At 61.7% G+C, this 21,134-nt stretch carries 18 protein-coding genes; 11 read left to right on the forward strand and 7 right to left on the reverse strand.

Annotated features, from left to right (window positions below; genetic code table 11):
* Window position 1 precedes the first annotated feature (1 nt).
* The 8 genes from FFI89_RS06800 to FFI89_RS06835 all read left to right on the forward strand — a co-directional run bounded on the left by FFI89_RS06800 (window position 2) and on the right by FFI89_RS06835 (window position 10,582).
* Window positions 2-1,621: an ABC transporter substrate-binding protein gene (locus FFI89_RS06800; RefSeq protein ID WP_210249077.1), complete on the forward strand. Its 1,620-nt coding sequence runs from the start codon at window positions 2-4 to the stop codon at window positions 1,619-1,621.
* Complete coding sequence (locus tag FFI89_RS06805) at window positions 1,618-2,610, forward strand: ABC transporter permease (protein ID WP_138834072.1); 993 nt, start codon at window positions 1,618-1,620, stop codon at window positions 2,608-2,610. The genes FFI89_RS06800 and FFI89_RS06805 overlap by 4 nt, the downstream gene beginning before the upstream one ends.
* Window positions 2,611-2,612: 2 nt before the next feature.
* Window positions 2,613-3,440: an ABC transporter permease gene (locus tag FFI89_RS06810; protein ID WP_138834074.1), complete on the forward strand. Its 828-nt coding sequence runs from the start codon at window positions 2,613-2,615 to the stop codon at window positions 3,438-3,440.
* Window positions 3,437-5,047 (forward strand): ABC transporter ATP-binding protein, encoded by a 1,611-nt coding sequence (locus FFI89_RS06815; protein WP_138834075.1) that lies wholly within the window; start codon window positions 3,437-3,439, stop codon window positions 5,045-5,047. Before FFI89_RS06810 ends, FFI89_RS06815 begins: the two co-directional genes overlap by 4 nt.
* Window positions 5,044-6,099 (forward strand): histone deacetylase family protein, encoded by a 1,056-nt coding sequence (locus tag FFI89_RS06820; protein WP_138834077.1) that lies wholly within the window; start codon window positions 5,044-5,046, stop codon window positions 6,097-6,099. Before FFI89_RS06815 ends, FFI89_RS06820 begins: the two co-directional genes overlap by 4 nt.
* A gap of 86 nt (window positions 6,100-6,185) precedes the next feature.
* Window positions 6,186-7,571: an aspartate aminotransferase family protein gene (locus FFI89_RS06825; protein WP_138834079.1), complete on the forward strand. Its 1,386-nt coding sequence runs from the start codon at window positions 6,186-6,188 to the stop codon at window positions 7,569-7,571.
* A 289-nt stretch (window positions 7,572-7,860) separates the two neighbouring features.
* Window positions 7,861-9,663 carry a gamma-glutamyltransferase family protein gene (locus tag FFI89_RS06830; protein WP_138834081.1) on the forward strand — a complete coding sequence of 601 codons (1,803 nt, stop codon included), beginning with the start codon at window positions 7,861-7,863 and terminating at the stop codon, window positions 9,661-9,663.
* 79 nt (window positions 9,664-9,742) lie between these two features.
* Window positions 9,743-10,582 (forward strand): VOC family protein, encoded by an 840-nt coding sequence (locus FFI89_RS06835; RefSeq protein ID WP_138834083.1) that lies wholly within the window; start codon window positions 9,743-9,745, stop codon window positions 10,580-10,582.
* 12 nt (window positions 10,583-10,594) lie between these two features.
* Here FFI89_RS06835 and FFI89_RS06840 read toward each other — a convergent pair whose 3' ends face one another.
* From FFI89_RS06840 to FFI89_RS06870, 7 genes are all read right to left on the reverse strand, one after another.
* Window positions 10,595-11,392 carry an ABC transporter ATP-binding protein gene (locus FFI89_RS06840; protein ID WP_210249078.1) on the reverse strand — a complete coding sequence of 266 codons (798 nt, stop codon included), beginning with the start codon at window positions 11,390-11,392 and terminating at the stop codon, window positions 10,595-10,597.
* Window positions 11,371-12,186 (reverse strand): ABC transporter permease, encoded by an 816-nt coding sequence (locus tag FFI89_RS06845; protein ID WP_210249079.1) that lies wholly within the window; start codon window positions 12,184-12,186, stop codon window positions 11,371-11,373. Before FFI89_RS06845 ends, FFI89_RS06840 begins: the two co-directional genes overlap by 22 nt.
* An 8-nt stretch (window positions 12,187-12,194) precedes the next feature.
* The gene (locus FFI89_RS06850) at window positions 12,195-13,169 is read right to left on the reverse strand and encodes an ABC transporter substrate-binding protein (RefSeq protein WP_168212808.1); all 975 of its coding nucleotides are present in this window, start codon (window positions 13,167-13,169) and stop codon (window positions 12,195-12,197) included.
* A 38-nt stretch (window positions 13,170-13,207) separates the two neighbouring features.
* Complete coding sequence (locus tag FFI89_RS06855; RefSeq protein WP_138834087.1) at window positions 13,208-14,800, reverse strand: UbiD family decarboxylase; 1,593 nt, start codon at window positions 14,798-14,800, stop codon at window positions 13,208-13,210.
* Window positions 14,801-14,864: 64 nt separating this feature from the next.
* Window positions 14,865-16,364, reverse strand: a complete 1,500-nt coding sequence (locus FFI89_RS06860; protein WP_138834089.1) for a class I adenylate-forming enzyme family protein — start codon at window positions 16,362-16,364, stop codon at window positions 14,865-14,867.
* Between the two features lie 21 nt (window positions 16,365-16,385).
* Complete coding sequence (locus FFI89_RS06865; protein ID WP_138834091.1) at window positions 16,386-16,802, reverse strand: PaaI family thioesterase; 417 nt, start codon at window positions 16,800-16,802, stop codon at window positions 16,386-16,388.
* A gap of 114 nt (window positions 16,803-16,916) precedes the next feature.
* Entirely contained in the window at window positions 16,917-17,930 is a 1,014-nt protein-coding gene (locus tag FFI89_RS06870) for an SDR family NAD(P)-dependent oxidoreductase (protein ID WP_138834092.1), read from the reverse strand.
* 288 nt (window positions 17,931-18,218) lie between these two features.
* Between FFI89_RS06870 and FFI89_RS06875 the strand changes: the two genes are divergently transcribed.
* The 3 genes from FFI89_RS06875 to FFI89_RS06885 all read left to right on the forward strand — a co-directional run bounded on the left by FFI89_RS06875 (window position 18,219) and on the right by FFI89_RS06885 (window position 21,001).
* Entirely contained in the window at window positions 18,219-19,376 is a 1,158-nt protein-coding gene (locus FFI89_RS06875; protein WP_138834094.1) for a homogentisate 1,2-dioxygenase, read from the forward strand.
* A gap of 87 nt (window positions 19,377-19,463) precedes the next feature.
* A complete protein-coding gene (locus tag FFI89_RS06880) occupies window positions 19,464-19,967 on the forward strand; it encodes an Lrp/AsnC family transcriptional regulator (RefSeq protein ID WP_138834096.1) in 504 nt (167 codons plus the stop codon).
* On the forward strand, window positions 19,964-21,001 hold the full coding sequence (locus FFI89_RS06885) for a cupin domain-containing protein (RefSeq protein ID WP_138834098.1): 1,038 nt from the start codon (window positions 19,964-19,966) through the stop codon (window positions 20,999-21,001). The genes FFI89_RS06880 and FFI89_RS06885 overlap by 4 nt, the downstream gene beginning before the upstream one ends.
* Window positions 21,002-21,134: the final 133 nt, after the last annotated feature.

Below are 21,134 nucleotides of genomic sequence, written 5' to 3' on the forward strand. Positions count from 1 at the left end.
CATGACACGTGATGAGCGGATCTTTGCAGGTCTGACACGCCGCAATCTTCTCAAGGCCGGTGCCGCCCTGGCCGCGACACCGACGTTGATGACGCTGGATCAGGCGCGGGCTCAGGGTGTTGCCCCCAAGCGTGGCGGCATCCTCACGAGCCTTCTCACCCCGGAGCCGCCCGTCGCGATGATCGGCGTCAATGCGCAGGGGCCGACGCTGGTTGTCGCGAGCAAGATGTTTCAAGCGCTGATCACCTACACGCCTACGCTTGGCTTCAAGCCGGTGCTGGCCAAGAGCTGGGAAATATCGGACGACAAGAGGGTCTACAAATTCAATCTCCGGGAGGGTGTGAAGTTTCATGACGGCACGCCGATGACATCCGAAGACGTGGTTTTCTCGGCCATGAAGTTCATGAGGGCGCTTTCGGTGCGATCGAGGCTCGTATTCGAGCCGATCGAGAAGGCGGAAACGCCCGATGAACACACGGTGATCTTCACGCTCAAGGAGCCGCTGGCGGCGTTCATGATGGGTATCGGAGGTACCGCGCTGCCAATCGTTCCCAAGCACCTCAATGATGTCGCCGACTATCGCAACAATCCGAACAATGCCAAGCCTATCGGAACCGGGCCGTTCAAATTCGTCGAATGGCGTCGAGGCAGCTTCATTCGGCTGGCGCGACATGAGGAGTATTGGAAGCCGGGGCAACCTTATCTCGACGAGATCGTCTACCGCTTCGTTCCCGACAGCCAGAGCCGTGCGCTCGCCCTGCAGTCCGGTCAAGCCCTTCTCGCGGGCGGCACCGACATCGAGCCCTTCGATCTTCCCCGCTTCCAGCAGCAGCCGGGCATAAACGTGACGACCAAGGGCTGGGAATATTACGGGCCGATATCCTGGATCGAACTGAACAAGCGGATCAAGCCGCTCGATGATGTCAGGGTTCGGCGCGCCATGAGCATGGCGCTTGACCGGGATTTCATTGTCCAGAAGCTCTGGTTTGGCAGCGGCAAGCCGGCGACCGGGCCGTTGTGCGAAACCACACCGTTCTACGACCCAAATGTGAAGATGCCTGCCTTCGACGTCGCCGCGGCCAACAAGCTTCTCGACGACGCCGGATACAAGCCCGACTCGCGCGGCCTGCGGTTTACACTCCGGCATCTGCCGCTGCCCTATGGCGAAGTGTGGACACGGCTATCGGAGTATTTTCGAGCTTCGATGCAAAAGATCGGCATCGGTATCGTCATGGACGCGATCGATGCGGGCGGCATTGCCGCGCGATGGGCAAACTGGGATTTCGAAACCTCCGTTACCTACGTCTTCCAGCTCGGAGATGCCAGCATCGGGTTGGAGCAACACTTCACGTCCGAGAACATCAAGCATGTCGCATTCACCAACGTCGGTGGATACAAGAACGACCGGATCGACGAGATCTTCGCGAAAACGCGTACGATGACCGATCCGGTGGAGCGGCAGAAACTGCTGTCCGAGTTCCAGCGAATTGCCGTCGAGGATATGCCCTATCTCTTCCTCACGCAGATGGCATTCCCTACCTATTATTCGAGCAAGGTGAGCAATCCCGTGACCACGGCCATGGGCATCGCCGGAGACTTCGACGACGTCTTTTTCGCATGAGCGGCGGACGCAACCGGTCGCTTGGCCACGTGCTGGCTAGGCGCTTGTTCAAGATGGCGGTGATGGTTCTCGCCATCGTCGTCGTGAACTTCCTGTTGATTCACGCCGCCCCGGGAGATCCTGCAAGCGCGATGGCCGGCCAATCGGGACAGGCCGACGAGCAGTTCATGGCGCAGCTTCGGGCGCAATTCGGTCTTGATAAGCCTTTGCCCGTGCAACTCTGGATCTACGTGAAGCACGTCCTGACGTTGGATCTCGGTGTTTCGCACCGGTTGCAGCGCCCCGTGCTCGATGTGATTTTCGAGCGGCTGCCGGCAACGATCATGTTGACCGGCTCGGCCTTCGCGCTGGCGCTGCTGGGAGGAATAGCGCTCGGGGTCCGTGCCTCGCGCCGGCCGGGAGGGCTGGCCGACAATCTGATCATGACAGTATCGTTGATCTTCTATGCGACGCCGTTGTTCTGGGTCGGAATCCTTCTGGTTCTCGTGTTCGGAATGTGGCTCGACTGGCTGCCGACATTTGGCATGATGTCGGTGGACGTTGAATTGCATGGTATCGACCTGGCCATCGACATCGTTCGGCACGCTATTCTACCCGTGCTCACGCTCGCGTTGTTCTATTCGGCGGTCTACATTCGCCTGACCCGCGCCTCGATGATGGAGGTGGCCACGCAGCCGTTTGTGCGGACGGCCTTCGCCAAGGGCGCGAGCGAATCGCGCGTCACCTGGGTGCACATCCTGCGCAATGCGCTGCTCCCCGTGATAACTCTCGCCGGAATTCAGGCGGGACACCTGATCGGCGGGTCTGTGCTGGTGGAGACCGTCTTTGCCTGGCCGGGTATCGGAAGCCTGGCTTTCGAGGCGTTGCTGGCGCGGGACTACGACCTGCTGCTCGGCATTTTCCTTTGCACCTCGGTGCTGGTGCTGCTGTTCAATCTTGTGACGGATATCCTCTACCTGGCGGTCGATCCCCGCGTGCAGGCGTTGTGACAATGAGCTTTATTGTTCGCTATCCACGCCTGGTCGCCGGTCTGGTTATCATCGCTTCCATTGTGCTTTCCGCGGCCGGCGCGCCCTTTGTGTTCCCGTTCTCACCGTGGGAAATGCGGGGCGCCCCCTTCCTGCCGCCCGGCAGTCCTGACTTTCTTCTCGGTACAGATGCGTTGGGCCGCGATGTCGCCGCCGGGATCGCACATGGCGCGCTGGTGTCCTTGCTGATCGGAGGCGTTTCAACGGTGGTTGCACTCGGCATCGGCATCGGCCTCGGCGGAACGGCCGGCTACGTGGGCAATCGCATCGACGACGCCATCATGCGGTTCACGGAGTTCTTTCAGACGATTCCGAGTTTCCTGTTCGCGATTCTCCTGGTCGCGATCTTCAATCCGAGCATTCTGTCGATCATCGTCGCGATTGCCCTGGTATCGTGGCCGCCGATTGCGCGCGTGGTTCGCGCCGAGTTCATGACCCTTCGCCAGCGCGAGTTTGTCCAGGCGGCGGACGTCCTGGGTGTTTCGCATCTTCGCATCATGTTCCAGACGCTGCTTCCCAATGCCTTGCCACCGGTGATCGTGCTGGCAAGCTTGATGGTGGCGAACGCAATTCTGGCCGAGTCAGCGCTCTCGTTTCTCGGCCTCGGGGATGCCAACTGGATGTCTTGGGGGTTCATGGTCGGGGCCGGCCGCAGCGTCATCCGGATCGGATGGTGGGTCAGCGTGCTTCCCGGACTTGCGATCTTCGTTACCGTGCTTGGATTGAACCTTGTGGGAGAGGGTCTTCAGATCTTGCTCAATCCTCGTCTTGCGGGAAGTGACCGGCCATGACGGCGCCGCTGCTCAGCATCAAAAACCTCACGGTCGGCTTGCCGCCGCGTGCCGACCGGCCGCATGCCGTGTCCGACGTGACCTTGACCGTTGGCGCTGGAGAAATTGTTTGCGTCGTCGGCGAGTCCGGATCGGGCAAGTCCATGATCGCGAATTCGGTGATGGGGCTCTTGCCGAGGGTCCTTCCCGTGCTCGACGGCGAGATCCAGCTTGATGGGGTGAGCTTGCGCGCTCTCTCGCCGGAGCAGATGCGTACGGTTCGCGGCGCGCGGGTCGGCATGGTGTTCCAGGAGCCGATGGCTGCCCTGAACCCGCTGATGCGAATTGGTGACCAGATTGCGGAAGTGTTCACCGTGCACAGGCAGCCATGCACGCCGGAACGCGTCGAGGAGTTATTGCGCTCCGTCAACTTGCCCGATCCGGCTTCGTTGGCGCGGGTCTATCCGCATATGTTGTCGGGCGGCCAACGGCAGCGCGTGGTGATCGCGATGGCGATCGCGCTGGAGCCGTCGCTGCTGGTAGCCGATGAACCGACCACTGCGCTTGATGTCACGACGCAAGCGCAGATCCTCAAACTGATTCTCGATATCCAGCAACGCCGAGGTACCGGCGTACTGTTCATCACACATGATTTCGGTGTTGTCGGGGAGATCGCCGACCGTGTCGTCGTCATGCAGAACGGCAGGGTCGTCGAGCAAGGAGCTGCTCATGACGTCCTGAATCGTCCGTCTCACGAGTATACGAAAAAGCTGTTGGCGGCGGTACCGAAGCCGCGCACGGACCGTGTGGCGGCCCGGCCCGAGCAGACCATGCTTGAGATCGCAGGGCTGCGTAAAACGTTCTGGCGCGACCGGGTCGAGGTCGCTGCGCTCAACGATGTGAGTCTCGTGGTGCGGCGCGGCGAGACCATGGGGCTCGTCGGCGAGAGCGGTTCGGGCAAATCGACGCTTGCGCGCGCGATTGTGAACCTGGTCACGCCGAGCGACGGCGATGTCAGCTTCGAGGGGGCCAGTCTGCGCGGCCTGTCGGGACGCGACTGGAAGCAGCTGCGGAAACGTATCCAGTTCCTGTTCCAGGACCCGTTCGCGTCGCTAGATCCGCGTCGGCGGGTCGGGGATATCATCTCGGACGGCCCGCGGGCGCACGGAGCCAGCCGTACGAAGGCTATGTCGATCGCGCGCGAAAAGCTCGAACTGGTCAGTCTGGATCCGTCCGCGATCGACAGGTGGCCGCACGAATTCAGCGGGGGGCAGCGCCAGAGGATAGGCATCGCCCGGGCGCTTGCGATGGATGCACAACTTCTGATCGCGGATGAGCCGGTATCGGCACTCGACGTTTCCGTGCAGGCGCAAATCCTGTCGCTTCTCGAGCGCCTTCGCGATCAGCTCGGGCTGACCATGCTGTTCATTACCCACGACATGCGCGTCGCGGCGCGGATATGCGATCGCATCGCGGTCATGAAACATGGGGCGATCGTCGAGGAGGCTGCGGCGCAGGATCTCCTGGGCAATCCGCAACATCCCTACACCAAGGCGCTTCTAGCGTCGGTTCCAGGACTGCTGGACGATGCGCGAGGAGCAAAGATGTCAGAAAGGAATCTGCCGTGAAGATCGTTTCGTCGCCGGATCAGCTTGAACATCGGCCTCTCAAGATGATGATTCGAGGTCAACTCGTTACGCCCGTCGAACAATCCGAACGGCTGAACGTGCTGACCTCAAGCCTTGCGCAGGACGGGCATCAAGCGGAAAGACCAGGCGATCATGCGCTGGATCCCGTTTTGCAGGTGCATGATCCGGCCTATGTCGATTTTCTGAAACAGGCCTTCGCGGAATGGCGAAGGATGCCGAATGCCGGTCCCGAAGTGCTCCCCAACACGCATCAGTATCGCGGCGCTTGCCAGGCCGGTCAGCCGCCCGGAAGGCCGCCGGCCCAAAGTATCGCCGGACAGGCCGGCTGGTTCGTCAGTGACCTGACCAGCGCCATCGGTGAAGGGACCTGGACCGCCGTCGCCGCGTCGGTGCGCTCTGCCATGCATGGCGCGAAATATGTCGCCGCGGGCGAAGCAAGCGTCTATGCGGCCTGTCGTCCGCCCGGGCATCACGCCTATGTCGATCAGGCCGGCGGATTTTGCTTCCTCAACAACGCGGCTGTCGCTGCGAATATGCTCGTCTCGACATTCGGACGCGTGGCCATCATCGATTTCGATACCCATCACGGCGATGGCACGCAATCGATCTTCTATGGACGAAACGACGTGTTCGTCGGGTCGGTCCACACTGACCCGTCGTCCTATTACCCCTTCTATGTCGGATATGCCGATGAACGGGGGGCAGGGGAGGGCCACGGCTTCAACATGAATATCCCGTTGGCGCCCGGCGTCGGCGATCATGAGTTCGTGGAGGCGTGCGATGCCTTGGCGAAGGCGGCTGCCGCGAAGGGATGCAGGGCGCTGGTTTTGAGCGCCGGATGGGACGCTCACGGCAACGACCCGCTGTCCTTGTTGAAAGTTACGGACGACGGCTATGCCCGCGTTGCCGAACGTCTGGCCAAATTGGCATTGCCAACCCTGATCGTTCAAGAGGGAGGCTATTCGTTGGACGTCATCGCAAGCGCGCCACGGCGCTTCCTCTCTGCATTCTGTTCCAGTCACAAGCTTTGACACCTGCAATCGTGGCGGGACAGCGCCAGAAAAAGTCGCATGCAATATCGCATGCGGTCGTAGTTCAGTTAACTGGAGAATAGACCATGGGTATTCGGCCAAATTCGATGGAAGCTCGTGACGTCGCTCACGTGCTTCATCCCTATACGAACGCGGTGGCCCACGAGAAGGATGGCCCGCTGATGATCGCGGGCGGGGACGGCATTCATGTAATCGATAGCGATGGAAAGAAATACATCGAAGGACTTGGCGGGCTCTTCTGTGCGTCGCTCGGCTTCAGCGAGCGCCGCCTGGTCGATGCCGCGATACGTCAGATGAACGTGCTGCCGTTCTATCATTGCTTTGGCGGCAAATCGCATGAAACCGTGATCGAGCTTGCCGAGCGGTTGATCGAGCTTGCGCCGGTGCCGATGAGCAAGGTGTTCTTTGTCAATTCCGGATCGGAAGCAAACGATACGGCGGTGAAACTGGTCTGGTACTACCACAACGCCATAGGCAAGCCCGAAAAGAAGAAGATCATCTCGCGATTGAGAGGCTATCACGGCGTGACGGTTGCATCGGCAAGCCTTACCGGCCTGCCCAACAATCATCGCGATTTCGATCTTCCGCTCGAGCGCATGCTCCACACTGATTGTCCGTTGCATTATCGCTATGCGCTGGAGGGTGAGAGCGAAGAGGCGTTCGCGACACGATGCGCAGCCTCGCTGGAGCAATTGATCCAGAAGGAAGGGCCCGAGACCATCGCGGCATTTTTCGCTGAACCGCTGATGGCGTCCGGCGGATGTATCGTCCCGTCGCCGGCCTATTATGAGAAGATCCAGGCCATCCTTAGGAAGTACGACATCCTCCTGATCGCAGACGAGGTGATCTGCGGCTTTGGTCGTACCGGCAACATGTTCGGGTGCGAAAGCTTCGGAATCGAACCCGATATGATCTCGATGGCGAAGCAGCTTTCGGCCGCGTATCAGCCGATCGCCGCCTTGATGATAAATGAAAAGATCTACCGCGCTATTCGTGTCGAAAGCGAAAAGATCGGAGTCTTCGGGCATGGAATCACCTACGGCGGTCATCCGGTTGCCACCGCCGTCGCGCTGGAAACGCTGAAGATCTACAAGGAGCGCGATATTCTGGGCCACGTGCGATCCGTGATGGGTGCCTTCCAGGAAGGGCTTCACGCATTCGCGGATCACCCGCTCGTTGGAGATGTCCGTGGAATGGGCCTGATCGGGACTCTCGAGTTGGTCAAGGACAAGGTCACGAAGGAGCCCTACGATCCCGCCTGGGGTGTTGCCACGCATGTGGGCAAGCGCGCACAGGAGCATGGTCTGATCACCCGGGCGCTTGGCGATACCGTGAATTTCTGCCCGCCGCTTATTATCAACAAGACTGAAATCGCCGAGATGTTCGCGCGGACCAGGCGGGCGCTGGACGAGACCCATGCGTGGGTCCAGGCGGGCCGGCCGGCGCATTGACGCCTCCGGCGGCCGGGGTCGAACGAAAGTGGCAGATGCGCGGTCATTCGCGCATCGCCCGGGAGCGGTGCGCGAGCCGCACGTCGCCGACACTTTCCGGTGTCATCTTATCGGGGGAACACACTATGCGCCTGACGCAGCTGAGGGCCCTTGCATGATGTTCCCAACCTTGCAAAGTGCCGTCGCATCGGGTGATTGAGCTGCAATAGCCGTGCGGCAGCATCGTTGCGAACGGTAAGGAAAGACCGCCGAGGAGATCCTCGGTGAAAACCAAGTAAATGGGACAGGCATGAGCAGCGTCAATCACGATCCATTCACCACCCGGCCGGAGATCGAGGGTACATTCGGAGTCGTCACATCGACGCACTGGATCGCGACTGCCGTAGGGATGGCGACGCTGGAAAGAGGGGGCAACGCATTTGATGCCGGTGTTGCCACCGCATTCACGCTGCAGGTTGTCGAACCGCACCTGAACGGTCCGGGCGGCGACGTGCCGATCATCGTGCACGATGTGAAGCGTGGACGCACCGAGGTGATCTGCGGCCAGGGCACGGCGCCCGCCGGCGCCACCATCGCGCATTATCGCAGCGAAGGCCTCGACATGGTGCCCGGCACCGGATTGCTGGCGGCTTGCGTGCCCGGCACCTTCGAATCCTGGATGTTGCTGCTGCGCGACTATGGCACGCTGCGGCTGCGGGACGTGCTCGAGCCGGCCATCATCTATGCCCGCGACGGCTATCCGCTGGTGGAGCGCATATCGGCAACCATTGCCACGGTCGAACAGCTGTTCCGCAAGCACTGGACCAGTTCGGCGGCGGTCTATCTGCCTGATGACAAGGTGCCGGTGCCCGGCACCCTGTTCACCAACCGGAAGCTGGCCGAGACCTACACGCGGATCCTGCAGGAAGCCGAAAGCGCGGGCCCTGACCGCGTCGCGCAGATCGAGTGCGCGCGCAAGGCGTGGTCGCACGGTTTCGTCGCCGAGGCGATCGACCGCTTCTGCCGGACGCAGGATGTCATGGACGTCAGCGGAGCGCCGCATCGCGGCGTGCTGACGGCCGACGACATAGCGCGCTGGCAGCCGACCATCGAGGCCCCGTTGACCTATGACTACAAGAACTACACCGTCTGCAAGGCCGGCGTATGGAGCCAGGGTCCGGTGATGCTGCAACAGCTCGCCTTGCTGAAGGGATTCGATCTCGACGGTCTCGACCCGACCGGCCCCGAGTTCATCCATCTGCAGATCGAGTGCGCCAAGCTCGCTTTTGCCGACCGCGAGAAGTTCTACGGCGACCCCAAATTCACCGATGTCCCGATCGCGACCCTGCTGTCGGACGAATACAACGATGCGCGCCGGGTGCTGATCACGGACAAGGCGTCGCTCGATTTTATTCCGGGCTCGGTGGAAGGCTTTGGTTCAGTTGTGAAAATGCGCCGGCAGGAAGGCCAGCGCGAGGCGGTCGGCGCGATGGGGGCGGGAGAGCCCACCGTCGGCCGGTTTGGCGAAGTCCGTGGCGACACCGTGCATTTCGACATTGTCGACCAGGCCGGCAACATGATCTCGGCGACCCCGTCGGGCGGTTGGCTGCAGTCTTCGCCGGTAATTCCCGACCTCGGCTTTTGCCTCGGCACCCGTGCGCAGATGTTCTGGCTCGAAGAGAACCATCCGGCGGCGCTGGCGCCGGGCAAGCGCCCGCGCACGACGCTCAGCCCCACCATGGCGCTGCGGGACGGCGAGCCGTACATCGCGTGGGGCTCGCCCGGCGGCGACCAGCAGGACCAATGGACAACGCAATTCTTCCTGCGCCATGTTCACGCCGGCATGAACATGCAGGAAGCGATCGACGCGCCCGCCTGGCATTCCGAGCATTTTCCGATCTCGTTCTGGCCGCGCACCGCGCGTCCCGGCGTGCTGGTGGTGGAGAGCCGCTTGCCGGCGGCGACCATCGCGGCTCTGAAGGAGCGGGGCCATGTGGTCGAGACCGGGCCGGCCTGGTCGGAAGGACGGCTGACCGCCGCCTCGAAGATCGGCCGCCGCCGCCGCGCTGCCGCCAATCCGCGCGGCATGCAGGGCTACGCGGCCGGACGCTGATTTCACGCCCGCGGGGCTGCGCCAGCGCAGCTCCGCGACAACAGCTTCATCCGATCACGCCAGCCGGGTTCAATTTGCAATGGCCTTCTCTCTCGATCACGTGGTGATCAATACGCTGTTCGACATGGACGTCGCCGAGACGCTGATGGCCCGGCTCGGTTTCACGCTGACGCCGCGCGGCTATCATTCGTTAGGCTCGATCAATCACCTCATCATGTTCGAGGGCCATTACCTGGAGCTGGTTGGCCTTCCCTCCGGCACCGACGTGCTGCGTCAGGAGGTGCTGGAGAGCCCGCGCGGCCTGAACGGGCTGGTCTTCCAGGCCAGCGACATCGACGCCACCGTCGCGCAGCTACAGGGCAGCAAGCTCGCAATTCTCGCGCCGCAAAGCTTCTCGCGCCCGGTGACGCTCGACGGAATCGAGCAACTGGCCCGATTCCGCACGGTACGGACGGCATCGGAACTGTTCGAAGCAGGGCGCGTCTATTATTGCCAGCATTATACCCCCGAGCTGGTCTGGCGCCGCGAATGGATGTCGCATGCCAACGGCAGCACCGGCCTCAGCGAACTGGTGGTCGTGACCGAGACGGCAGACGCGGATCTCTTGCATTATTCCAAGGCGGCCCAGGCGGCGATGAGTAGCCCTGCCGAGGGCGTCTGGACCGTCGATCTTCCCGATTCCTTTCGGATCACGCTGCTGTCTCTGGCGCGTTATCGCGAACGTTACGGTCAACTCTGTGTCGATGCCGGGGGCCGGCGCAGCTTCTTCGGCGCCATCGTCCTGAAGGCGCCCGACCTCGGGCGGATTCCGCGCGATCCGGCCGTGCTTGCCGGGCTTCGGGCGAGCGAGGCGGTGCATTCCCTGGCGCTGTCGGTGCCTTGCCTGAATACACTGCTGGAATTTCGCAACGACCGCTGACCGTCCCGAGGTCTATTCGGCGTCTCCGAGCGCTTGCCAAATTGCACGGGTATAGCCGGTGAATTCAGGGTTCGCGCGCAACGCGCGGAGGTCGCGCGGCCGCGGCAGGGCGATTCGATGCTCCGCGACAATGCGGGCCGGCCTCGGCGAAAACACCAGCACGCGATCCGCTAACGCCACGGCTTCCTCGATGTCATGGGTCACGAACAGGATGCTGCGCCGTTCCGCTTCCCAGATCCGCAACAGCTCCCGTCCCATGACGACCTTGGTCTGGAAATCAAGCGCGCCGAACGGCTCATCCATCAACATGACCGCCGGTTCATAGGCCAGCATGCGGCCGAGTGACACGCGGTGGCGCATGCCGCCGGACAATTGCGCCGGATAGGCATCGCGAAAGTCTGACAGTCGCAGCAGCGCCAACAGCTCGGCCATTCGCGGCGCTCTTCGGGCTTGCGATACGCCAGCCAGGTCAAGGCCCACCTCGATATTCCCGCGTACCGTCTGCCACGGCAGCAGCGTGTCCTTTTGAAACATGAACCCGATGTGTTCCGGCGGGCCGTCGACATTCTTGTCGTCGACGCTGACGGTCCCGCTCTCGGCTCGGGTCAGGCCGGCGATGGCGCGCAGGATCGTCGACTTGCCGCAGCCGCTCGGTCCGACCAGCACCACGAACTCGGCCTTGCCCACCGCCAGGCTGACGCGGTCCACCACGTGCAGGCGGCCGCGATCGGTCTCGAACGAGATCGAGACATCGTCGAGCAGGATGCGCGGCGCCTCGGTCGCGGTCGCTACTGGGTCGAGCGGCGCCAATGAAGCACCTTTCGTTCAATCATGAAGATGATCTGGTTGGCGATCATGGCGATCAGCATGAGCAGGAACAGGCCGGTGAACACGCCGGCGGTGTCGAGCTGACCGCCGGCCCGCACGACGTACCAGCCCAGCCCGCGATTGGCGCCGATCAGCTCGCTGACCACCGCCCCCACCAGTGATAGCCCGATCCCGATCCGGAACGAGGCGATCAGCCACGGCACGATGGAGGGGATCATGACCTTGCGCATGATGTAGGCGCGGGGCGCCCGCATTGTTCGCATCAGATCGACCATGTCGGGATCGACCGTGCGGATACCCTCGGTGACATTGAGGATGAAAACGAACAGCACCATGGAAAAGGACATCATGACCTTCGAGAACAGGCCGATGCCGAACCAAAGGATGAACATCGGGGCGAGCGCCACGCGCGGCAGGCCGTAAAGCCCCATGATGAAGGGATCGACGATTTTCGCCGCACGTCGATAGTGCGCCAGGGCAATTCCGATGGGCGTTCCAACCACCGCTCCAAGCAGCAGGCCGAGTAGCGCCTCCGACACCGTGGCGTAGACGTGCCGCCAGATTTCTCCACTCCGCAGCAACATCAGCAGCCGTTCGGCAACCAGGCTTGGGCGGCTGCTCCAGAATTCATTGAACAGACGGCCGGCGGCGAATTCCCAAACCAGCAACACGCCGGCCACCAAAGCAAGCCGCCAGACCATGGCGGAAATATCCATGCGCCCGCGCACCGGCCGGCGGGCCGTCAGGAGCTCCTCGGCGGCTACGGGCTCAGTCATCAGCGCGGTCAGGGCAGATAGCGAAGGGCGACGACATCCTTGTAGGCGAGCTCCTTCACGGTGGGATCGGCAACCCGCAACATCGCGAGCGCCGTCTTGAAGCCGGCTTCTTGCGCGCGGCCGTCGTGCGACAGGCTTCGTTCGGCCGCGTCTTTGGCAACCGTGACGACGAGGTCCGGGGACAGCGTGGGAAAACGCTCGTGAACGGCCGCCTCGACGGCCTTCGGGTCGGTCTGGATGATCTGCTGCGCCTTCACGATAGCACGCGCGACGGCATGTGCGGTCGTATCATGCGTCTTGGTCCAGCTTCCGGCAGCAACGAGATCGAGGGCCATGTAGTCCAGGTCCCGGAAATCGGCCACGAACTTGTACTTGCCGGTCGCCATGTAGGTCTGCACGTCCGGCGTCGTGAACATGCCGGCGGCCACCGACCCGGTGTCGAGCGCCGCGCGCATGGAAGCGCCGGTTCCGGCCGCGATGATTTCGTAATCGCTGTCCGGATCGAGGCCGATGTTTCGGATCATGTAGCGGATCGTATTGTCGGTCAGGCTGCCCGCAGAAGTGATGCCGACCGGCTTACCGCGAAGACTTTTCAGGTCGGTGGCTGGCGAGCTGACCGGCGCGAGCAGCGAATAGGGATGCTTGTCGAGCAAGGCGACCACCACGGTGCCGCCCAGTCCGCGGCTGGCCAGCCGCAAGGCATGATCGCCGGCGCAGATGCACAGATCGACGCCGCCACCGACCAGAGCCTGCACGGCGGGGCCGCCGCCGTCGAAATCGATGATCTCCGCCGTCAGGCCCTCGGCCTCGAACAGCTTCTGCTGCTGGGCCACGACGACAGGAATCGACGCGATCGACTGCTGCGCCGAGGCAATACGGAGCGCCGTCGCCGCCGCGGCGGTATTCCCATGAAAGGAGACAGCCAGCCAGGCGCAGAGTACGAGGGAGACGGATCGGAAAGGGCTGGCGGCGGGCGCTTGCAAACGAGAAACATTCATCCAGGCAAACCCACCGTCTGAGATCAGGTCGGCAACTTAGCGGCGAAAGCAGAGTTGCGCAAACACAGCCGCCCTCTGGGATCCTGCCAGAGTTGTTCCTTTTCGTGCAGCAGGCCGATCGCGCGCGCGACCGTGTTGAACTTGAATTTGGAAAATCGTTCGGCGACATCGGTGAAATACAGCGGGGTCTTGCCGATCAGGGCGGCGATGTCGTCGGCGAGCTGTCCGATCACGGACTCCGGCGTCTCGTCGCTCTCATGGTCCGCCTTGCCGCCGAGGTAATCCTCGATCTTGGCCGTGTCGGCGTAGGCATAGGTGATGCGCTCATAGCGCTCCTTCGGAATGCCCTCCGAAATCGTCGCATCGATGCCGACCTTCGCGGTCGTCGGCACGATGCCATGGGGCGTTGGCGCCAGGCTGGGATCCAGCGGCTTGCCGCGGGCGTTGCTGATGATCATGATGTCGCGGTCGCCCTGGACGCGGGTCGCAATCGCCCATTCGACCTCGACGGGATTGAACACGTCGATGTCGTCGTCGACGACGACCACGTGTTTCAGATCCATCACGGACAGCGCGGCCAGCAGCGCGTTCTTGCCTTCGCCGGCCTGTTTCTTGATCGAGATGACCGCGTGCCAGAAGGTCACGCCGCCCATGGTCATGTTGATGTCCTTGACCGCGACACCAGCGGTGCGCAGCGCCTGCCGGATCGCGGTATAGCGCGTCGGCGCCATCAGCCAGGTGTTTTCCCAGGGCATATGCAGCGCGTAGTAGACGGCGTCGCGCCGCATCGACACCGCCTTGACCCGGACGACCGGGTTCCAGTGCAAGCCTCCCATCAGCCAGGTGAATTCACCGAAACGGCCTTCGGGCTGCGTCCATCCGACCGGCAGCACCTCCGCCTCGAGGACGATTTCGGCGTCCGCGATATAGGGAACGTCGACGGTTTCGCAGGCGGCCAGCTTGACCGCCTTGCCACGGATGCCGCCGGCGATGGCCATCTCGTCGGTGCCGAGCGGGGCGCGGAAACCGGCACCGAGCAGTTCGACCGGATGGGTACCGATGCTGATCGAGATCGGCAGCGGCCGTTTTGCCTCATACGCGCGCTGCACGAACAGTCGCATGTTGTTGGGCGTGACAATATCGATTCCGGTCAGGTTCTTCTCCTTGACCATGAACCGGTAGATGCCGGTATTCATCCCGAGTTCGGGATCGTGAGCGATCACGACGCCGGCGGTGATCATCGGGCCGCCGTCGTAGATGGACGACATCGGAATCGGCAGCTTGTAGAGATCGACGTCATCGCCCTTCATGACGATCTCGCGCGTCGGCGAGCTCGCCACGCGCTCGGGCGGAATCGGATTGGTGATGCCGTTCTTGAGCCGGTCCTCGATCTGCAGATATTCGGTGGCGCCCATGGCCATCATGGCCCGTTCGCGCGTGCGGATAATGCCTGACACGACCGGCATCTTGTAGCCGATGACATTGTGGAAGAATAACGCCTTGTCGGACTGATCGACCAGCGTCGCGATGTGACGGATGTCGATGGGTTGATTGAAGTCGACCAATTCGCCCTTTTGACGCAAGCGATCAAGAAATCCGCGGAATGTTTCGTCCATCTGATACTAGCTCCGTATGTCCCGGTGTAGCCGCCCTTGGGCGAGGAAGGTGTTGATACCGAATTCAGGGCTGCAGCTTTTCAGCCGCGAGCGTGCGCAGCGCGTTGCGATCCAGCTTATTGGTGGAGGCCAGGGGCAGGCTATCGAGAAACCAGACCGAGCGCGGATGCTGGTAGGCCGGAGCGTTCTCGAGCGCATAGGCCTTCAGGCTCTTTTCGGAGATGTCGCTGCCCTCGCGCGCTACGACGAACGCCACCGGCTTCGCGCCCTTGAGATCGTCCGGAACCGGTACGACACAGGCGTTGATCACGGCGGGATGGGTTTCCAGCATCTTCTCCACTTCGCCCGGGAAGATATTCTCGCCGCCGCTGACGAACATGTCGTCGGTTCGCCCGACAAAGAAGTGGAAGCCGTTTTCGTCACGACGGAACACGTCGCCGGTGATGTAGAAACCATCCTCGGTAATCGGGGGCTTGAGGTCCGGACGGTTGTGATAGCCGTTCATGATCGCGGGGCATTTGAGTTCGAGGACGCCGACCTCAGACGGATTGCCGCTCTCGTCGATCAACCGGACCTGCACCTTCCGATGCGGATAGCCAACCGACATCTCCGGCTGCGGCAATCCTGCCGGATGCGGGCCGAACACGACCGGGCCGCCTTCGGTCGTGCCGTAAGCGTTGGTGATCGCCGCATGCGGCATCGCCTGGTGAATCGACTCCAGCAGGCTATGGCTGACAGGCGCCGATCCCATCCGCAGGAATTCGACGCTGGACAGATCCGTCGCGGCCAGCCGGGGCTTGTCGTTCAGCATCATGGCGATCATCGGCGGCACCGCCGTCAGCCAGGTGCAGCGATAGGTCGCGATCGCGTCGAGATAGGCCTTGGTGGTAAACTGCGGCAACAGGACGATGGTGGCATAGCTGGCGCAGGCGAGCTGGCTCATCGCCAGCGCGTTCATGTGATAGAGCGGCGCGGCGACCAGGTAGCGATGACGCGACAGGTCCGGGCCGGCGGTTCGCTGTTCGACGACCCAGATATGGCTCTGGTGCGAGAGCACGACGCCCTTGGGGCGGCCGGTCGAGCCCGAGGTGTAGAGGTACATCGCCGGCTCGCGGGGCAACGCCGCGACGGCCTCGAACGGCCCCGGCTCCAGGAAATCCGGAAAGCCGATGCCGTCGCCGTCAAATCCGATGCGCGGCAGATCAGGGGGGGCGTCGCCGAAACGCGCGGTATCGCAAAACACCAGCTTGGCGCCGGAATCCCGAATGATGTAATCGATCGTCGACGCCGGAAACTTGAAGTTGACCGGGACGGCGACGAATCCGGCGCGCATCGCGCCATATACCGTGGTGAGATATTCGAAACGATTGGCCGACAACACGGCCACCCGATCGCCCCGCACCAGACCCAGCCTGGTCAAGGCGCGGGCGACCGCGTTGGCCTGTTCCTCGAAATCGCGGTAGCTGAAAGAGCGCTCGCTGCCGGTGCTCAGATCAATGACCGCGGCCTTTTCGAGATCGCGGTCGACAGGAGTAAGTGATCCGAGATTTGCGAACGCTTGCATTTCAAACTCCACAACTTTGCATCAAGCGGGCGGCGCCGTCAGATAGGTGCCCCGTCCGCTGGCCAGCAACCGATTATCCTGATCGAACACTTCGGCTTCGGCGACGGAAAATTGCCGGCCGAAATGAATGATCTTACCTTTGGCCGTGAGCAGGCCCGGCATCGCGGCACGATGATAGTCCACGCGCAGGTCGATGGTGGGGACGCCTCGTCCGGTCTTCGAGACCATAGCCCAGTCGGCGGTCAAGTCGACGAGCGTGGCAAGGATGCCGCCATGCGTATAACGTCGATCCGGATTGACGACCCATTCCTCGCGCCACGTCGCGGTCAGCTCAATGGAGCCTTCGCCGACCGCGACGATATTCAACCCCAGCCATTGGTGGAAGGGGCCGCGCGATATCAACTTTTGGACGTCTTCGACACTCGGCACTTCGCTCATCGACGTATCCTTTTCCTTTGTAGTTTAGAGATTTCCCGCGCAAATCCGGATGGCAGCACCGGGGCGGGAAGCGCGGTGCGCTTCCCGCATCATGTCGCGTCAGCAAGCCGCGAGTTACGGAACGATCACGACCTTGCCGATGACTTCGCGGTCCTTGATCAGGCGGAGGCCTTCGGCGGCCTGATCGAGCGTCAGGACCTCGTCGATCAGCGGCTTGATCTGCTTCTTGGCGATCATATCCATGAGACTGGTCAAGTTGTCCTGATAGAAGCTGTTGGAGCCGATGACCTTGAGTTCGAAGCTCCAGATGTAACGGAGATCTTCCTTCGGGTCGTATCCCGCGGTCGCGCCGCAGACCAACAGGCTTCCGCCGCGCTTCAGGCAGCGCAGCGACGGCACCCAGGTGTCTCCGCCAGTAAAGTTGATGACGACATCGACGCCGCCCTCGTTGGTGCGGCGCTGTGGCTTGCCGTATTTTTCCACAGCCCATTTCGAGAAATCGACTTCCTTATAGTTTATCGCCTCGTCTGCGCCGATCGACTTGAGCTTTTCCATCTTCTCCGCGCTGCTCGCGCAGGCGATGACCTCAGCGCCAAGCAGCTTGCACAATACAACGCAGGCAGTACCGACGCCGCCGCTCGCACCCAGGATGACAACGCGGTCGCCCTTGCGAATGGTCTTGTGCGTGATCAGCATGCGGTGGGCGGTGCCATAGGCCACCGGCAACGACGCTGCCTCTTCGAAGGTGATGCCGTCGGGCATTGCGATCAACTGATCGGCTTCAACAAGGCAATATTCCGCCATTCCGCCGTCGAGCATCTCGCCCATCAGGCCCTTTTTCTTGTTCAGGGGATTAACCAGAACGCGGGCGCCGGCCTTCCAGCCGGTGACCCCTTCGCCGACTTCAACGATCTCGCCGGCCATATCCAGACCGATGACCACGGGCAGCGGAACCTTGATGCCCGGCATGCCCTGGACGGTGAAGACGTCGTGATAGTTGAAGGACGATGCACGGACACGGATCACGACCGCCCCGGCTGTTGCTTTCGGCTTGGGGTGGTCGAGCACAACCAGGTTTTCCAACCCACCATGCTGGCGCAGGACCAGCGCCTTCATCGTTTCTGACATTCCTTGTTTTTCCTCGTTCAGGTTAACGGCCCAGCGCCATTCGCGGGGCTCCGATGCAAGCGTTTGATCGGATCCGGATATCCGCTGCACCCTTTTGTGATTTACTTCCGCAGGCAACGAGAAGCGACGCGGCAAATGCTGCCCTGACCGTAAATGCGATGGTCATGCAATTTTGCTCATTCCATTCAAAATATCAAGATACTTTCTTCCGATTGGTATTATTTGAGAAAGCACTTGCGCAACTATCGCTAATTGAGCAATACTGTACCTCTCACAGAGAGAGTAGCCATGCCCTATTTTATGCAAGTTGGCGATGTGCCGAGAAAGCGCTTTTCGCGTTTCGAAAAGACGGATGGAAGCTTCTATGCTGCCGAAGTGATGGGGGAGGATGGGTTTTCCTCCGACATGTCATTGCTTTATCACAAGGAGGCGCCGACCGGTGTTCTCTCCTATGAGAAGGCCAATTATCGGGCGCCGGAGCTGTACGACAACGATCCGCTGATTCCTCGCCTCTACCGGACCTCGGGACTGGCCGTGTCCGGCAATACGCTGACGGCCCGTACCGCGATCTGCGGAAACGAGGATGTCATGGTGTCGTTCGTGGTGGCGGACACCACGTCGCCGCTCTATCGCAATGCCATCGCCGACGAGCTGTATTTCGTGCACGAAGGCAGTGCCACGATGGAGAGCATTTTCGGCTCGCTGCCCGTCGAAAAGGGCGACTACGTGCTTATTCCCAAGGGCACGACCCATCGTTTCGTGCCCAGCAGCAACCTGCGCGCACTGGTTTTCGAGGTCGCCGGCCATGTGCGGCCGCCGGACCATTATCTGACGAAGTATGGGCAATACTCGCAGATGGCGCCGTACTCGGAAATGGACCTGAAGCGGCCCACCGGCCCGCTGCTGCTCGAAGGCGAAAACGTCGAAGTCATGGTGCGCACCCGGCAGGGAATGACGCGCTACGTCTATCAGACCCATCCGTTTGACGTGATCGGCTGGTTCGGTTGCAACTACCCCTACGTCTTCAATGTCCGGGATTTCTCGCCCATCACGGGCAGCTTTCACCGGCCGCCGCCGTCGGCGCAGGTGTTCGAGGCCACCAACCTGGTGTTCTGCAACTTTGTGCCGCGCATGCTCGACTACGATCCGCGCGCGATGCCGATTCCGTCGTTCCATTCGAATGTCGACTCCGAAGAAGTGCTGTTCTACGACGAGGGCAACTTCGCCACGCGTAAGGGCGGCGTCGAGCGCGGGGCGATCTCCCTGCATCCGTCCGGCCATACGCACGGTCCGCATCCAGCCGCCCTGAAGAATGTCGGCGCCCGGGTCGGTCAGCGTTCCGAGGAATGCGTCATCATGCTCGATACGTTCCGGCCGCTGCGGCTCGCCAAGGAATCGGCCAAGCTCGAGGTGCCGGACTACGTGATGTCCTGGACGCGGCCATAAACCACGGAGTGCAGCCCCGCTGTATATAACGGAGAAGTTCTGTGGTAGCAGACTACTTCATTCGATTTTGGATAGCGGGAATTTCGCATGGATGATGTCGACTTTGCCCTTCTGCAGATCCTGCAAGAGGACGCGACCGTAAAGGTTGCCGAAATTGCCCAGCAGGTCGGTCTTTCTCCGACCCCCTGCTGGCGGCGTATTCAGAAGCTTGACGAGGAGGGCATTATTCGCAAGCGCGTCGCCCTGCTGGATCCCAACAAGCTGAACGTTGGCGTGACCGTCTTCATCGCCATTCGCACAAACCGGCATAATGCGGCGTGGGTTAAGAAGTTTTCCGCCATCATCAACACGATTCCGGAAATCGTCGAATTCTACAGGATGAGCGGTGACGTCGATTACCTGCTGCGCGCCGTCGTTCCGGATATCGCCGGCTATGATGCGGTCTATAAAAGGCTGATTGAAAAGATCGAACTTGACGACGTAAGTTCGAGCTTTGCCATGGAGCAGATCAAGTTCACGACGGCCTTGCCGCTGCAGTTTGCCATGCGCAGCGAAGCGGCCTCACGCGGCGAGAAGGATAGCAAGTCTTGACAGAGAAGAACGAGGACGGCGCGTTGGCCGCTTTCAACGCGCGCGTCGCCGAAGATCACCTCGTAGGAAATTGGGTTGTGGAACCCTTCCTCGCGACGCTCGGTGACGGTCCGAAGCCGGCTTCCGCGCCGCATCTCTGGGACTGGCAAACGGTTCGGAATCATCTGCTCGAGACGTTCTCGGTATTGCCCGAAACCGAAGGCGCGCGGCGCGTGCTGACGTTCCTCAATCCCGCGCTGCCGCGCGGTACGACACACACCTTGTCGTCAGGTATTCAGCTGATAGGTCCTGGCGAGATTGCAACCGCGCACAGTCATTCGATGAACGCGCTGCGCTTCGTGATCGAGGGCGACTCCAAACTCGAAACCGTCGTCAACGGCATTCCGTGTCCGATGGAGAATTACGATCTGATCCTGACGCCTTCCTACAGCTTGCATGACCACTACAACGGATCGGACGGCAACGTATCCTGGCTCGACGTTCTCGATGTCACGCTGTATTCGCGGCTGAACCAGATGTTCTTCAGCCCGCACGAGGAGCCGCGCCAGGCCCATCGCAACGTGCTGCTGGGCAACGGTCCGGCATGGTTGCGTCCGCGTTGGGGCGATGCGCAGGATTGGCCGCAATATCGTTTCCCCTGGTCGGAAACCTATCCGCTGCTGAAACAGCTGGCGAGCCAGGGGCCGGGATCGCCGACCGACGGCGTCATGCTGGAATACACCAGCCCCCTGACCGGCGGATCGCTGTTCCCGACCATGAGCTGCACGTTGCAATGGCTGCATCCGAAGCAAACGACCCGCCGCTATCGTCGGACCTCCAGCAGCATCTACTTCGCCATTCAAGGCAACGGCACCCTGAGCGTCGATGGCCGGGAGCTTGCGTGGGGACCGCACGATACGTTCGCACTGCCCAATTGGGCCTGGCATCGCTTTACCAACACGTCGGCCACGGAACCTACCATCCTGTTCGGCGTCCATGACGAGCCGGCTATTCGCGCGCTCTCCATGTATCGTGACGAGGTCGCAGAGAGCTGATCGCCAGTCAGGCCGGCCGGCAAAGCGCGCAGCGGCCGATACGTTGTGCATGGCGGGTCTGGTGCGTTCCGATCGCGAACGCGACGGCACCGGGTGTTTGGTCTGACATTATCCGCAACAACAAGGTTGAGAC

This window comes from Bradyrhizobium sp. KBS0727, assembly GCF_005937885.2.
GTDB lineage: Bacteria > Pseudomonadota > Alphaproteobacteria > Rhizobiales > Xanthobacteraceae > Bradyrhizobium.